Source organism: Pantoea sp. JK (assembly GCF_026130245.1).
Taxonomy (GTDB): domain Bacteria; phylum Pseudomonadota; class Gammaproteobacteria; order Enterobacterales; family Enterobacteriaceae; genus Pantoea; species Pantoea trifolii.
Genome location: NZ_JAINFN010000001.1, coordinates 361,827 through 376,760 on the forward strand (window position 1 = coordinate 361,827; position 14,934 = coordinate 376,760).

General features: G+C 53.4%; 10 protein-coding genes and 1 other RNA gene. 5 read left to right on the top strand and 6 right to left on the bottom strand.

The features are described 5' to 3' along the window. Window positions 1-3: 3 nt before the first annotated feature. Both sufB and sufA read right to left on the bottom strand, forming a co-directional pair. Complete coding sequence (gene sufB, locus PanJK_RS01765) at window positions 4-1,497, bottom strand: Fe-S cluster assembly protein SufB (RefSeq protein WP_008102971.1); 1,494 nt, start codon at window positions 1,495-1,497, stop codon at window positions 4-6. A gap of 7 nt (window positions 1,498-1,504) precedes the next feature. Further along, entirely contained in the window at window positions 1,505-1,879 is a 375-nt protein-coding gene (sufA, locus tag PanJK_RS01770; RefSeq protein WP_007892717.1) for a Fe-S cluster assembly scaffold SufA, read from the bottom strand. A 389-nt stretch (window positions 1,880-2,268) separates the two neighbouring features. Between sufA and PanJK_RS01775 the strand changes: the two genes are divergently transcribed. Beyond that, window positions 2,269-2,673 (top strand): hypothetical protein, encoded by a 405-nt coding sequence (locus PanJK_RS01775; RefSeq protein ID WP_008102969.1) that lies wholly within the window; start codon window positions 2,269-2,271, stop codon window positions 2,671-2,673. Between the two features lie 30 nt (window positions 2,674-2,703). Here the strand turns inward: PanJK_RS01775 and PanJK_RS01780 are convergent, their stop codons facing one another. After that, window positions 2,704-5,757, bottom strand: coding sequence for an FAD-binding and (Fe-S)-binding domain-containing protein (locus PanJK_RS01780; protein WP_265297411.1), 3,054 nt, complete (start codon window positions 5,755-5,757; stop codon window positions 2,704-2,706). A gap of 206 nt (window positions 5,758-5,963) precedes the next feature. Between PanJK_RS01780 and ydiK the strand changes: the two genes are divergently transcribed. Both ydiK and rprA read left to right on the top strand, forming a co-directional pair. Further along, entirely contained in the window at window positions 5,964-7,073 is a 1,110-nt protein-coding gene (gene ydiK / locus PanJK_RS01785; RefSeq protein ID WP_265296922.1) for an AI-2E family transporter YdiK, read from the top strand. Between the two features lie 341 nt (window positions 7,074-7,414). Beyond that, an RNA gene (rprA, locus tag PanJK_RS01790) (antisense sRNA RprA) lies at window positions 7,415-7,522 on the top strand. Window positions 7,523-7,621: 99 nt separating this feature from the next. On the opposite strand, the gene ppsA is transcribed toward rprA, so the two are convergent. Further along, on the bottom strand, window positions 7,622-10,009 hold the full coding sequence (ppsA, locus tag PanJK_RS01795) for a phosphoenolpyruvate synthase (protein WP_256696323.1): 2,388 nt from the start codon (window positions 10,007-10,009) through the stop codon (window positions 7,622-7,624). A 449-nt stretch (window positions 10,010-10,458) separates the two neighbouring features. Here ppsA and PanJK_RS01800 point away from each other — a divergent pair, with 449 nt between their 5' ends. Together PanJK_RS01800 and PanJK_RS01805 are read left to right on the top strand one after the other, a co-directional pair. Beyond that, window positions 10,459-11,286 carry a pyruvate, water dikinase regulatory protein gene (locus tag PanJK_RS01800; protein WP_008102960.1) on the top strand — a complete coding sequence of 276 codons (828 nt, stop codon included), beginning with the start codon at window positions 10,459-10,461 and terminating at the stop codon, window positions 11,284-11,286. A gap of 244 nt (window positions 11,287-11,530) precedes the next feature. Beyond that, window positions 11,531-12,577 (top strand): 3-deoxy-7-phosphoheptulonate synthase, encoded by a 1,047-nt coding sequence (locus tag PanJK_RS01805; protein ID WP_265296926.1) that lies wholly within the window; start codon window positions 11,531-11,533, stop codon window positions 12,575-12,577. A gap of 7 nt (window positions 12,578-12,584) precedes the next feature. Here PanJK_RS01805 and PanJK_RS01810 read toward each other — a convergent pair whose 3' ends face one another. Together PanJK_RS01810 and PanJK_RS01815 are read right to left on the bottom strand one after the other, a co-directional pair. Then, window positions 12,585-14,024: a protein adenylyltransferase SelO gene (locus tag PanJK_RS01810; RefSeq protein WP_265296927.1), complete on the bottom strand. Its 1,440-nt coding sequence runs from the start codon at window positions 14,022-14,024 to the stop codon at window positions 12,585-12,587. Window positions 14,025-14,122: 98 nt separating this feature from the next. After that, the gene (locus PanJK_RS01815; protein ID WP_265296930.1) at window positions 14,123-14,866 is read right to left on the bottom strand and encodes an EAL domain-containing protein; all 744 of its coding nucleotides are present in this window, start codon (window positions 14,864-14,866) and stop codon (window positions 14,123-14,125) included. Window positions 14,867-14,934: the final 68 nt, after the last annotated feature.

The following is a 14,934-nucleotide window of genomic DNA, read 5'->3' on the forward strand; positions in this document are numbered from 1 at the left end:
GCATCAGCCCACACTGTGCTCAAGGCTGATAGCTAACAATTTTTGCGCTTCCACGGCGAATTCCAGTGGCAGCTCGGAGAAAACGTCTTTGCAGAAGCCGTTAACGATCATTGAGATCGCATCTTCTTCGCTGATGCCACGCTGCAGGCAGTAGAACATCTGATCTTCACCGATGCGCGAGGTAGTGGCTTCGTGCTCCAGATGGGCGGTGTTGTTGCGCGTTTCCACATACGGGAAGGTGTGCGCACCGCACTCGGCACCAATCAGCATCGAGTCACACTGGGTGAAGTTACGCGCGTTGGTCGCGGTTGGCATGATTTTCACCAGGCCGCGATAGGTGTTCTGGCTCTTACCGGCAGAGATACCTTTCGAGATGATGGTCGACTTGGTGTTTTTACCAATGTGAATCATCTTGGTACCGGTATCCGCCTGCTGGCGTCCCGCAGTCAGCGCGACTGAGTAGAACTCACCAATCGAGTAATCACCGCGCAGGATGCAACTTGGATATTTCCAGGTAATCGCTGAACCGGTCTCAGACTGCGTCCAGGACATCTTGCTGTGATCGCCTTCGCACAGGGCACGCTTGGTGACGAAGTTGAGGATACCGCCCTCGCCTTCACCGCCTGGGAACCAGTTCTGCACGGTGGAGTATTTCACTTCAGCGTTTTTATGGATGATCACTTCTACCACTGCGGCGTGCAGCTGATAGGTGTCACGCACCGGCGCAGAGCAACCTTCGATGTAGCTGACGTAGCTGTCTTCATCGGCGATCAAGATGGTGCGCTCAAACTGACCGGTTTTTGCCGCGTTGATGCGGAAATAGGTCGACAGCTCCATCGGGCAACGTACGCCTTTCGGGATGTACACGAAGGTACCGTCAGAGGCCACAGCCGAGTTCAGCGCGGCAAAGAAGTTATCGTTTGGCGGCACGACAGTCCCGAGATACTTCTGCACCAGCTCTGGGTGATCGTGAATCGCTTCGCCGAACGAGCAGAAGATAATGCCCTGCTCCGCCAGCTTGCCGCGATAGGTGGTCGAAACGGAGACGGAGTCGAAAATCGCATCCACCGCCACTTCACGCCCTTCACGCACTGGAACGCCTAACTGGTTGAACGCGTCTTCCACTTCCTTCGTCAGGTAGTCGCTGGACGCGACGCTGCCGGAGGTTTGGGTGGCGCCAGGTTCAGAAGCACAGCTGTCATCGCAGTTGCCGCAGGACGGCGCAGAGTAGTAGCTGTAATCCTGATAATCCAGTTTTTCGTAGTGCGCTTTCAGCCAGTGCGGCTCTTCCATTTGCTCCCAGGCGCGGAACGCCTTGAGACGGAATTCAAGCATCCATTCAGGTTCGTTACGTTTAGCCGAAATCGCACGCACCACATCTTCATTGATGCCGTGGGCAAATTCTTCGGTTTGTAACTGGGTAAAGAAGCCCTCTTTATAATTGAGCTTGCCTTCCCACATTTGTACATCATCAGATGCTTCGGTGTGTCGTGACATGTTTTACTTACTCGACGCCAAAGCTTTCACCGCACCCGCAGGCGTGTTGAGCTTTAGGGTTGTTGAATTTAAAAATCTGGTTAAGACCTTCGCGGACATAATCCAGCTCGGTACCGTCAACAAACGGCATCGCCTGAAGTGGCACAAACAGTTTTGCGCCGAATTGCTCAAACTGCAGGTCGTCATCGGCAGGATCCTTTACCAGATCCATGACGTACCCAAAGCCGGCACAGCCGGACGTTTTCACACCCAGTTTCAAGCCCTTGACTTCAGGGTCTTGTTCTACCAGGTTAAGAATCTGTTTCGCTGCCGATTCGGTCAGCGTGAGCCCTTTCCAGACGAAATCTTCGGGTGAAAAGGAGTCGGCATTTACTGATGACATTGTGCTACCTCGTATGTCTGGGCCTTTTCAGGCTATCCCCCTATGGTAGTGATATCAGATATCACTTCAACCTCTTGTTTTGCAGGGATAATCATCTCGTGCTATTTTTCACTGCTGCTTTATTAAGCATAGTCGCTTCAAAGCAGATTGACGGCGGCATTCCTGTGCGTGCCTGACCAGCGTAACCCGTTAAATTGCCGCAAATTTTTTAAAATCAATTTTACGATTTAATCCTGATTGATAGGTTACGCCTTTCTACAATGTAAAGAAATTGTTATTGCCGATTTTAGTAACAGGCAGAAGAAATCAATAAAATTTCACAGCGGGAATTGCATTCCTGACGCGGTTTAATATGATAATGATTATCATTAACCTAAAAAGGTGGCGATATGACGCTTACCGTCTCAGCCTGGTTACAACATAAAATCGACGAATATAAGTTTTCGGTGCGCGATATCACCGTTGACTTCTACATGGCTCAGGCAAAGCTCAACCGCACCGATTGCACTCTAGACCAACTGCGTCGCTTCAACGACACCTGCCTCGATATGGCAGAAATCTGCGAACTCAACGGCGACGATCACAGCTTTCTGCATGCCATGGGCAAGCTCCATCACCGCTTAGTGCAGGAGATGGGCAATGCCGATCGTGACCGTTTGTTTCGGATTCAGGCCTATCAACTGGCGCGCCTGTCATTAACACGTTTGTGTCATCAACTGGCGCTGAGCGGCGAGTGGGATCAAGCTACCCGCCTGCAGAGTGATTTTGTTCGCCACGCAGGCTGGATATTCTAATCCAGCTTTGTGACGACTCCTACAATTTGTTTACATCATTTCCAGTAACGCTTGCAGTGGATGACGCATGCCATTGCCTTCTGCGCGTTTTACCTGACTACGACAGGAAAAGCCGGTTGCGAGACAGCGTTGACGCGGCAGCTTTTGCAGTTGCGGATGCCAGGAAAGCTCATAAATCCCCAGTGAATTCTCCAGGTTTGCGCTTTCGTGGCCATAGGTTCCCGCCATGCCGCAACAACCGACGTTGACGTTTTCCAGCTTCGCGCCAAAGCGTGCAAAAATGCTCTGCCACTGATTCGGCGTGGAGGGCAGCGCGGTCACTTCGGTGCAGTGCGCAAACAAATACCAGGCTTCGCCGCTGGCGGTTTGTTCCGCACGAGGAGACAAGGCGGTTTGCAGCCACTCGTGCACCAGCTGCACGCTAAACTCGCCGCGCTGCTCGCCCAGCACCTGATTGTATTCGTCGCGATAGCAGAGCACGGTCGCTGGATCGACGCCAACCATCGGCATGCCCAGTTTCGCTACGCGGTTGAGAAAATCAGCGGTTTTGCTGGCGGTGCGTGCAAAGCGTTGCAGGAAGCCTTTCACATGCTGCGCCTTGCCGTTCGGTGAGAATGGCAGTAGCACCGGACGATAACCGAGTTTCTCAATCAGCTTGATGAAATCGGTCACCAGCTGCGCCTCGTAATAGCTGGTGAAAGGATCTTGTACCACCAGCACGCAGTTTTCGCGTTGCCCCGCATCCAGTGCTTCTAACTGCTCCAGCGTCAGGTTCATCGCTGGATGACCGCCTAACTGCTGCTTGAGGCTTGGCGATGACAGCAGTGGCAAATCCACCATGCCGATATGCGTTTTGCTCAGTTCGCGCATCCACGGCTGTTTGAGGAAGAAGTTGAACACCTTGGGCGCTTTGGCCATCAACGGCGCGTAACTCTCCACGCTAGCCACCAGATGATCGCTCATCGGACGCAGATAGCGCGTGTGATAAAGCTGCAGGAAGCGTGAACGGAAGTTCGGCACATCGATCTTGATCGGGCACTGCGTCGAACAGGCTTTACACGCCAGACAGCCCGACATCGCCTCTTTCACTTCGTGCGAGAAGTCATATTCGCCCTGATTCGCATGCCAGGTATTGCGCGTGCGCTGAATCAACGTACGCAAGCTGGCGCCCTGTTTGGGCAGCGCCTGCTCCAGCTGAACGGGATCCACGCCCTGCTCGGAGAGCAAGCGCAACCATTCACGCGTGAGTGTGGCGCGCCCTTTCGGTGAGTGAATGCGGTTGCGGGTGATTTTCATCGACGGGCACATCGGGCTACGCGCATCAAAGTTGAAGCACAAGCCGTTACCATTACACTCCATCGCGCCACGCCACTCGTTGCGCACCGTGACCGGAATCTGTCGATCATAGGTGCCGCGTTTCACCGCATCAACCTGCATCATCGGTTCATCACTGCCCAGCGGCGTACAGATCTTGCCGGGATTCATGCGGTTATCAGGATCGAAGGCGGCTTTGATACGGCGCAATTCGTTGAACAGCGTCTCACCAAAGAATTCCGGGCTGTATTGCGCGCGGAAACCTTTGCCGTGTTCGCCCCACAATAACCCGCCGTAGCGTGCGGTCAGCGCCACCACTTCATCGGAGATCTGCTTCATCAGCAGCTCCTGCTGCGGATCGCACATATCCAGCGCCGGACGCACATGCAGCACGCCGGCATCCACGTGACCAAACATGCCGTAACTCAGGCCGTGGCTGTCAAGCAATGCGCGAAAATCGACGATGTAATCCGCCAGCTGCTCTGGCGGCACGGCGGTATCTTCGACAAACGGAATCGGCTTGGCGCGCCCTTTGGCGTTCCCCAACAGGCCAACCGCTTTTTTGCGCATATTATAGATGCGCTCAATGCCGCCTAAATCGTCACACAATTGATAGCCGATCACGCCGCCCATCTGCTGCTGCATCAGCTCATCTAAACGCTGGCACAGCGTGCTGATTTGCTGCTCAATCAGTTCGCCATCATCACCGGCAAACTCCACGATGTTGAGGCCGAGCATCTCTTTGTCTGGCACATCGGTAATTAATTCATTCACCGAATGCCAGACGATATCTTCACGCGCCAGGTTCAATACTTTCGAGTCAACGGTTTCTACCGACAGCGCTTTGGCTTCCACCATAAAAGGGGCATTACGCAGGGCCGAGTCGAAGGAGTCGTATTTGATGTTCACCAGACGGCGCACTTTCGGGATGGGCGTGATGTCGAGGCGCGCTTCAGTAATAAAGGCCAATGTGCCTTCCGCGCCGCACAGCAAACGCGTCAGATCGAAGGTCTGTAAATCATCACTGAACACATGACGCAGGTCGTAGCCGGTCAGGAAGCGATTGAGTTTGGGAAATTTCTCCAGAATCAGATCGCGCTGTTCACGACAGCGGCTTAACACCTGCTGATAAATGCGCCCTTCCGCCGTTGGCGTGTTCGCCAGCTGTTCCGCCAGGGCAGTCGGCATGGCGCGCGTATCGAGGATATCACCGCCAAGCAGCACCGCACGCAGTCCTTCAACGTGATCGGAGGTTTTGCCATACACCAGCGATCCCTGGCCCGATGCATCAGTGTTGATCATGCCGCCAAGCGTGGCGCGGTTGCTGGTGGAGAGCTCCGGCGAGAAGAAGAAGCCATACGGCTTGAGCCACGCATTGAGCTGATCTTTCACCACGCCCGCTTCGACACGCACCCAACCTTGCTCGGTATTGATTTCCAGGATGCGGTTCATGTAGCGCGACATATCCACCACGATGCCCTGATTGAGCGACTGCCCGTTGGTGCCGGTGCCGCCACCGCGTGGCGTAAACACCAGGCTGGTAAAGCGAGTTTCACCGGCGAGGCGCGCAATCAAGGCCACATCCGCCGTCGAGCGCGGAAACAGCGCCGCATCAGGCAGCAGCTGATAAATACTGTTGTCGGTGGAAAGCGAGAGGCGATCGGCATAGCTGGTGGCGGTATCGCCGGTAAAGCCTTGCTCTTTTAAGGACTGCAGGAATGTCAGCACCAGTTGAACGAGGCCCGGTGCCTGAGAAATCTGTGGGATCATTATTGAGTGACCGAGATGTTGTAAACGTTTGCGTCGTAATTTTTTTTCAGCCATTGGTTTTATCATACTTTTCTGCTGGCTGCTGTTTTTTCAGGAAAGCGCGCCGCCGTCGCTGCTTTTCCTGTTTAATTTTCAGGAAATAGATCATCATTAATCAGGGCTGTTCAGCCCCACTCTGAAGGATTCAATCGAGGTTAACCGTTGTGATGAAAGACCTGCAACGCGGTATGGATTTACCGCAAATGCTGTTTTCACTGATGTTCATTCTGATCATGATCATCGCCAGTCTGTGGGTGGTGCAGCCCTTTATTCTCGGCTTCGCCTGGGCCAGCATGGTGGTGATCGCCACCTGGCCGTTGATGATTCGTCTGCAACAGATGTTATGGGGACGCCGCTCGCTGGCGGTCATCGCCATGACCATTTTGCTATTACTGCTGTTTATTATTCCTATCGCCCTGCTGGTCAGCAGCCTGATTGATAACAGCGCGCCGGTGATTGCCTGGGCAACGCAGCGCCATCTGGTGATGCCTGACTTTGATTGGTTGCGACAGATTCCCTATGTCGGCAGAAAACTCTATTCCAGCTACCACAAATTGGTGGATGGCGGCGGCGCGGCGATGCTTAATCAGGTGCAGCCTTATATTGGTCGTACAACGGGTTTCTTCGTGGCGCAGGCCGGACACTTTGGCCGCTTTATGATGCACCTCATCGTGATGCTGCTGTTCAGCGTGTTGCTCTACTGGCGCGGTGAGCAGGTGGGCCACGGGATTCGTCATTTTGCTTATCGCATGAGCGGACGCCGTGGTGATGCCGCAGTGCTGCTGGCTGGTCAGGCGATTCGCGCCGTGGCGCTGGGCGTGGTGGTCACCGCGCTGGTGCAGGGCGTACTCGGCGGCATCGGTTTAGCCATTTCCGGCATTCCTTACGCCACGCTGTTAACCGTGCTGATGATCCTCACTTGTCTGGTGCAGCTCGGACCGCTGGTGGTGTTAGTGCCAGCGATTATCTGGCTCTACTGGAGCGGCGATACCACATGGGGCACGGTGCTGCTGGTATGGAGCTGCGTGGTCGGTACGTTGGACAGCGTGTTGCGTCCGGTATTGATTCGCATGGGCGCCGATTTACCGATGATCCTGATCCTCTCTGGCGTAATTGGCGGATTGATTGCCTTCGGTATGATCGGACTGTTTATCGGTCCGGTGGTATTGGCGGTCTCTTATCGTCTGGTTTCGGTGTGGATGCATGAAGCACCTGAACCGGATGACGATATGCAAACCGCCATCGAAGCATTGGCCGATCACGAAGAAGAACATTAAGTTATTCGTAGGGTCGCCATTTATGGCGACCTGATACACCTTAATGCCCATCCAAAAACGATACCCAAACTCTCCGTTTTACACTGGCCTTACTTTAACCCGCCTAATGCCACAACGTCGTCACCTTGCATTCCTTACTGATAATTATTTTTTTTCATAAGCGATTTTTAAGAAAAAACGCAGTTTTAGGCGCTTTAGGTGGGATTTGCTTACGGAATGATTATTTTTGCAGCTGAAACAGCGGTCGATCACTAAGAAAATCACCACGAAAGGTTATCAGCTTTAAACTAATAAGAGGATTCTTAAAGACGCCAGCGGGCCTGATCAATAACATGTTTCCTATGTTTGGAATCAAGCTACTGATTTTTAAACAACCTTATTCCCCTGAGTAAAGTAAAGAATTGCTGTGTGTAGTCTTTGCCCATCCCCTGTGATGGGCTTTTTTTTGGCTTTTTTTCAGGCAAAACAACAAGGCCAGCAGCGCTGGCCTTGATAATTACCTTAAAGACACGTCAAATTCTCATTTGAAGCATCAAATTGCCACTTGGTTAATGTTTCGCAGCGTTGAGCTCTGCCAAACCTAACCAGGTTTCAACCACGGTATCCGGATTCAGCGACAGGCTATCAATGCCCTGCTCCATTAACCATGCCGCAAAGTCCTGATGATCCGACGGGCCCTGACCACAAATCCCGACGTATTTGCCCTGCTTTTTCGCTGCTTTGATCGACATCGACAACAGTGCTTTCACCGCATCGTTACGCTCATCAAACAGCGCGGACACCACGCCAGAGTCGCGATCAAGGCCCAGCGCCAGCTGCGTCATGTCATTTGAGCCGATGGAGAAGCCATCGAAGTGCTCGAGGAACTGTTCAGCCAGCAAGGCGTTGGACGGGATCTCACACATCATGATCACTTTCAGGCCGTTCTCGCCGCGCTTCAGACCGTTTTTCGCCAGCTCGGCGACCACCGCTTCAGCTTGATCGACGGTACGCACGAACGGAATCATGATCTCAACGTTGGTCAGTCCCATTTCGTTACGCACGCGCTTCACCGCTTCGCACTCCAGCTTGAAGCAATCGCGGAAGTTGTCAGCAACGTAACGACCGGCGCCACGGAAACCGAGCATCGGGTTCTCTTCTTCCGGCTCGTAACGCTCGCCGCCGACCAGGTTGGCGTATTCGTTGGTTTTGAAATCCGAGAGACGAACAATCACGCGTTTCGGCGCAAACGCCGCACCCAAGGTCGCAATCCCTTCGGTCAGACGGCCGATGTAAAACTCAATCGGATCATCAAAGCCTTTCATCATCTGACGAATCTGCTGCTGCAGTTCTGGCGTCTGCTGATCAAACTCCAGCAGCGCTTTCGGATGCACGCCAATCATGCGGTTAATGATGAATTCCAGACGCGCCAGGCCAACACCTTCATTCGGCAAGCAGGCGAAATCAAAGGCACGATCCGGGTTACCGATGTTCATCATAATCTTCAGCGGCAGTTCCGGCATGGTATCGACCTGCGAGCTGGTGACTTCGAAGTCCAGCAGTTCGTTATAGACATAACCGGTATCGCCTTCGGCACAGGAAACCGTGACTTTGTGGCCATCTTTCAGGTGTTCGGTGGCATCGCCACAGCCCACCACCGCCGGAATGCCCAGTTCACGCGCGATGATCGCCGCGTGGCAAGTGCGACCGCCGCGATTGGTGACGATGGCCGAGGCTTTCTTCATGATCGGTTCCCAATCGGGATCGGTCATGTCGGTCACCAGCACATCGCCTTTTTCAATGCGGTGCATCTCGCTGATGTCGTGAATCACTTTAACTTCACCGGCACCGATGCGATGACCAATGGCGCGGCCCTCGACCACCACTTTGCCTTTACCCTGCAGCGTGTAACGTTCCATCACCTGACCGTTGGAGCGCACCGTTTCCGGACGCGCCTGCACGATGAACAGTTTGCCGGTGTGCCCATCTTTCGCCCACTCAATGTCCATTGGGCGTTTGTAATGCTGCTCAATCAGCACCGCCTGGCGCGCCAGCGCCTGCACTTCATCATCAGTTAAGCTGAAGCGATCGCGCTGTTCCTGCTCGACATCTTCAATGCGCACCTGCTCGCCATGCTCCTGCGAATCGGCATATACCATGCGCAACTTTTTCGAGCCCATGGTGCGGCGCACAATTGCCGGACGGTTGGCTGCCAATGTCGGTTTGTGCACGTAGAACTCGTCAGGGTTAACCGCGCCCTGCACCACCATTTCGCCCAAACCAAAGGCTGAGGTGATAAACACCACCTGATCGAAGCCTGATTCGGTATCAATGGTAAACATTACGCCTGATGAGGCGAGATCCGATCGCACCATGCGCTGAATACCGGCCGAGAGCGCTACGCCGCGATGGTCGTAGCCCTGATGCACACGGTAAGAGATAGCGCGATCGTTAAATAAAGAGGCATACACGTGCTTCACCGCGATGATCACCGCGTCATAGCCCTGCACGTTAAGGAAAGTCTCCTGCTGGCCGGCAAACGAGGCATCGGGCATATCCTCGGCGGTGGCTGACGATCGCACCGCAAAGGAGGCGTCGGCATCATCAGCAGAGAGTTGTTCGTAGGCGCTACGAATCGCCGCTTCCAGCTCAGGCTGGAATGGCGTATCGACCACCCATTGACGAATCTGTTTACCCGCTTGCGCGAGCTCAGCAACATCATCAACATCCGTTTTATCCAGCAAATCATAAATACGCTGGTTCAGTCCGCTTTGATCGAGGAACAGATTAAACGCATAAGATGTGGTCGCATAACCGTTTGGCACGGAAACACCCAGCGACGACAAATTCGTAATCATTTCTCCCAGGGAAGCATTCTTGCCTCCCACCCGATCAACATCATGCATGCCAAGCTGGTTGTACCAGAGCACTAGCGACTGTTGGTCTTGATTGGACATTGAGATTATCCTTTTAAATGATGTGAATACACATGGAACATTTTGCTATTCGCCAAAACAGCCTGGCACAACCGATAAATAAAGACTAAGTGTTGAATCGTTAAAGCAGGAAAAGAAAGGCAAAATCGGATTAGTACTTAGAATTAATTGAGTTGCGCAACCGGGCTATTTCACGCCAATTGATTGCTGCAACGATATTTTTCCCTTTTTCAGAGGGTTAGCGATTGATTTTCGTTGCGCAACGGCTTCACACTTTATTTCATGCGCGAAAAGGAAAATGCGCGAAAATAACGCTTTTCAAAACAGCATTTCATCTAATATTGATTATTCGCTGATTTATCTTTGTGAGCACAATAGCGGACAATATGGATATTTCATTTTACTATTAATTAAAATGAAATATTGTCATCAATAATTTAGACATTGATACGCAAGAGGATATTTGCACGATGAACACTGAACGCAGCGTATTTTACATTTCTGATGGCACCGCCATAACCGCCGAAGTACTGGGCCATGCGGTGTTATCTCAGTTCCCGGTGATGGCCCACAGCGTGACGCTGCCGTTTGTTGAGAATGTGCAACGCGCTCAAGCGGTTAAAGCGCAAATTAACGCGCTCTATCAGCAGAGCGGCGTGCGCCCGCTGGTGTTCTTCTCTATTGTTACGCCCGATGTACGCGAAATTATTCTCGAGAGTGAAGGCTTTTGTCAGGACATCGTGCAGGCGCTGGTGGCACCGCTGCAAAGCGAGCTGGGCGTGGCATCAATGCCGGTTGCGCACCGGACACACGGTTTAACCGCCAGTAACCTCGGCAAATATGACGCGCGTATCGCGGCCATCGATTATACCCTCGCGCATGATGACGGCATTTCTTTGCGCGGTTTAGAAGATGCGCAGGTAATTCTGCTCGGCGTGTCTCGCTGCGGGAAAACGCCCACCAGCTTGTATTTAGCGATGCAGTTTGGCGTGCGCGCCGCTAACTATCCGTTTATTGCCGATGATATGGATAACCTGAAACTGCCGCCGGCGCTGCGTGCACATCAGCATAAGCTGTTTGGGTTGACCATCGATCCTGAACGTCTGGCGGCGATTCGCCAGGAACGCGCGGAAAATACCCGTTACGCCTCGCTGCGCCAATGCCGTCTCGAGGTGGGCGAAGTGGAAGCGCTGTTCCGCACCAATCAGATTCGTTATCTCAACAGCACCAATTATTCGGTGGAGGAGATCGCCACCAAAATCCTCGACATCATGGGCCTGAACCGCAACATGTATTAGGTATTGCTGCCGGTCGCCATAAATGGCGCCCCTACAAAAACCGCACAACACATTCGTAGGGTCGCCATTTATGGCGACCTCGTTACTACATTCCTGACCTGTATTTGAATCGTAAAGCCACGCTTCCGTCTAATTTGAAGACCTTTGTTTTTAGCAGGTTGAATTCGCAGGCTATTAGTTTATTGTGACCACCATCACTTCCCGGTATTTCACCGCTGCGAAGAACAAATTTTTGAGAACCCCAATGAACAAGACTGATGAACTGCGCACCGCGTGCATCGGTAGCCTGTTAACGCCGGCTGCGCTCGCGCATGAACACCCTATTTCGGCAGAGATTGCCGCCAACGTCACCGCTTCCCGTCAACGCATCGCGCGCATCCTGACCGGCGAAGATCCGCGACTTTTAGTGATTATTGGCCCTTGTTCGCTGCACGATCCTAAAGCGGCAATTGAGTATGCTGAACGTCTGAACGTGCTACGTGAGCGCCATAAAGATCGTCTGGAAATCGTGATGCGCGCCTATTTTGAAAAACCGCGCACCGTGATTGGCTGGAAAGGCCTGATCTCCGATCCGGATCTGGATGGCAGCTACGATGTCAATCGCGGCATCGCCATCGCGCGCAAACTGCTGCTGGATATCAACGCGCTCGGCATGCCAACCGCCACCGAATTTCTCGATATGGTGATCGGCCAGTTTATTGCCGACCTGATCAGCTGGGGCGCGATTGGCGCGCGTACCACCGAAAGCCAGATTCACCGTGAGATGGCATCGGCGCTCTCCTGCCCGGTCGGTTTCAAGAACGGCACCGACGGCAACGTGCAGATTGTGGTTGATGCGATTCGCGCCGCGCGCGCCAGCCACATGTTCCTGTCACCGGATAAAAACGGTCAGATGACCATTTATCAAACCAGCGGCAATCCGCATGGTCACATGATCCTGCGCGGCGGTCGTCAGCCCAACTATCACGCCGAAGATGTGGCGGCAGCGGCGGCCAATCTGCGCGACTTCAATCTGCCGGAGCAGCTGGTAATCGACTTCAGCCACGGCAACTGCCTGAAGCAGCACGGTCGTCAGCGTGATGTTGCCGATGACGTGACGGCGCAAATTCGTGCCGGATCGCGCGCGGTCGCGGGTGTGATGATCGAGAGTTTCCTGCAGGAAGGGAATCAGAAAGTGGTGAGCGGTGAAGCGCTAACCTACGGCCAGTCGATCACCGATCCCTGCCTCGGCTGGGAAGACAGCGCCGAGGTGCTGGCAAAACTGGCTGCCGCTGTCGACAGCCGTTTTTAACTGACGCTTAGCTGGAACAACTCACTTCCAGCGTTTTGCCCCACTCTGGTGGCCGTTGGCGCAACTCGGCGCTGACGGCCGCATCGCTAAACGGCTGCTGTAACGCGCTATGCAGTTTAGCTAACGCCGTGGTCTCGCCGTTTTCTACCTCTTCAATCACCTGCTGCGCCAGATAGTTGCGCAATACTAGCGCCGGATTGGCCGCCTTCATCACCGCCTGACGCTGCGCATCGCTGGCGTGGTCTTGCAACAGCCGCTGGCGATAATCGCTGTACCAGCGATCAAAAGCGTCACGATCGATAAACTCATCCCGCAACGGCGAACGGCTTTCATCTTGCTGCGTGTCGCTTAGCATGCGGAAGGTCAGCGTGTAATCACTGCGTTCCGCCGTCATCATCGCAAGCAAGCCGGTCAGAAGCGTGTTGTCATTGGCATCCGCCGTCAGCAAGCCGAGTTTGGCACGCATTTTCTCGCCCCAGACGCGCATCAGCTCGTTTTCATAGTGGCCGAGCGCCTGTTTAAGCTGCTCGGTGGTCATCAGACCTGACAAGGCATGCGCCAGGCGATTAAGGTTCCACAGCCCAATCATCGGCTGATTTTCAAAGGCGTAGCGGCCCTGATAATCACTGTGATTGCAGATGTAATCCGGCTGATAGTCGTCGAGGAAACCGTACGGACCGTAATCCAGCGTTAAGCCCAGAATCGACATGTTATCGGTGTTCATCACGCCGTGCGCAAAGCCCACGCTTTGCCAATGGGCGATCAGGCTGGCGGTGCGTTTGACGATATCGGTGAACCACAGCAGATAACGGTCCGCTTCCTCTTTTAGCTGCGGCCAGTGATGGCGAATAGCGTAATCCGCCAGCTGGCGCACTTTGTCTTGTTCACCGCCGTAATAGAAATGCTCAAAATGGCCGAAACGCAGATGGCTGTCGGCAATGCGCATCAGCATCGCACCGCGTTCCTGGGTTTCGCGCAGCACCGGTTCATCGCCGATGGCGAGCGCCAGCGCGCGCGTGGTGGGAATGCCAAGATGATGCAGCGCTTCGGACGCGAGGAATTCGCGTACGCTGGAGCGGATCACCGCGCGACCGTCGCCCATGCGCGAATACGGGGTCAAACCGGCGCCTTTTAAGTGCCAGTCGAGCTTACGCCCATTCGTCAGCTGCTGTTCACCCAGCAGAATGCCGCGCCCATCGCCCAGTTGTCCCGCCCAGACGCCAAACTGGTGGCCGCTATACACCTGCGCCAGCGGCGACATGCCGGGCAACAGTTCGCGCCCTGACCACACGCCATGCCCGTTGCCGGCGAACAGTGCATCGTCTAAACCCATCTCTTGTGCCAGCGGCGCATTGTGATAAAACAGCCGTCCACCTGCCAATGGCTTTGGGTCCAGCGCGGTGTAGAATCCGGCTAATTCTTGCTGCCAGCTATTGGTAAATTGCATCGACACTCCGGAAGGTGCGCTTAACGAAGGCACCCGCATTGAGTTTTAAGATAACCAGGATTGTAACGCCGACGCGGCGCGGAAGACAGGCGAAAGGATTACTGCTGCGAAGGCGTGTGTAAATTCAGATCGGAATAGATGAGATCGCTAAGACGTTCAGCTTTAACCACCGGGAACAGGCTGCCCTGCAGCTGCGCACCACTCAACGTGCTCATCTTTTCCATCATTTGGTTATCGTCAATACCACAAATAATGATCTGCTCCGCAAAATCAGAAAAATTATTGATAACCGTCTGAATAAAAGGCGTAAACGAGGCGCGTTTTGCCAGGTTCTGAATAAAGGCTTTATCCAGTTTTAACACGCTAAACAGATTATCGTATACCGCCGTTGCCGGTGCTTTTCCTGCACCAAATTGTGAAAGCGATAAACGAAATTCACTTTGCAATGCGGCGAGCAATGGATGGGATTTACCCAAAGATAATTGCGGAAACGTTTCGCTGATATCCAAAGCAATAAAAGGAATTTGTCGGAATTTCCTTAACAGAAATTCGCTGGCCAAAAGTGTATTGGCCATGGAATCATCGATACGTACCAACGCGGTAATTTGATTAACCTCAAAAAAGTCGCGGTACTTTTCCAGCAATGAAAGCTGGCTTTGCAGCAAACGTAATTGCTGCGCATCGTCCAATTGTGGCAATAGCAAATCCTGCGGCAGCGTAATAGGTGCGCTGTCGTGGACAAATTGCGTCACCAGCTCGACCGCAGTCAGCTGGCCCGCCAGAGAGTAAACTGGATAAAACCAGGTTTCCGACTGATAGTCGGCAGACAAATGGACTTTCATTTTTCAAGCCAGAAGCAATGGCAATTGGCGCATCGTATATCAACGAATACCACCAGGCAATAGGACCA

Excerpts from the sequence above, each read along its gene's own strand:
- sufB (WP_008102971.1), bottom strand. The coding sequence starts at position 1,497 with ATGTCACGACACACCGAAGCATCTGATGATGTACAAATGTGGGAAGGC.
- sufA (WP_007892717.1), bottom strand. The coding sequence starts at position 1,879 with ATGTCATCAGTAAATGCCGACTCCTTTTCACCCGAAGATTTCGTCTGG.
- PanJK_RS01775 (WP_008102969.1), top strand. The coding sequence starts at position 2,269 with ATGACGCTTACCGTCTCAGCCTGGTTACAACATAAAATCGACGAATAT.
- PanJK_RS01780 (WP_265297411.1), bottom strand. The coding sequence starts at position 5,757 with ATGATCCCACAGATTTCTCAGGCACCGGGCCTCGTTCAACTGGTGCTG.
- ydiK (WP_265296922.1), top strand. The coding sequence starts at position 5,964 with ATGAAAGACCTGCAACGCGGTATGGATTTACCGCAAATGCTGTTTTCA.
- ppsA (WP_256696323.1), bottom strand. The coding sequence starts at position 10,009 with ATGTCCAATCAAGACCAACAGTCGCTAGTGCTCTGGTACAACCAGCTT.
- PanJK_RS01800 (WP_008102960.1), top strand. The coding sequence starts at position 10,459 with ATGAACACTGAACGCAGCGTATTTTACATTTCTGATGGCACCGCCATA.
- PanJK_RS01805 (WP_265296926.1), top strand. The coding sequence starts at position 11,531 with ATGAACAAGACTGATGAACTGCGCACCGCGTGCATCGGTAGCCTGTTA.
- PanJK_RS01810 (WP_265296927.1), bottom strand. The coding sequence starts at position 14,024 with ATGCAATTTACCAATAGCTGGCAGCAAGAATTAGCCGGATTCTACACC.
- PanJK_RS01815 (WP_265296930.1), bottom strand. The coding sequence starts at position 14,866 with ATGAAAGTCCATTTGTCTGCCGACTATCAGTCGGAAACCTGGTTTTAT.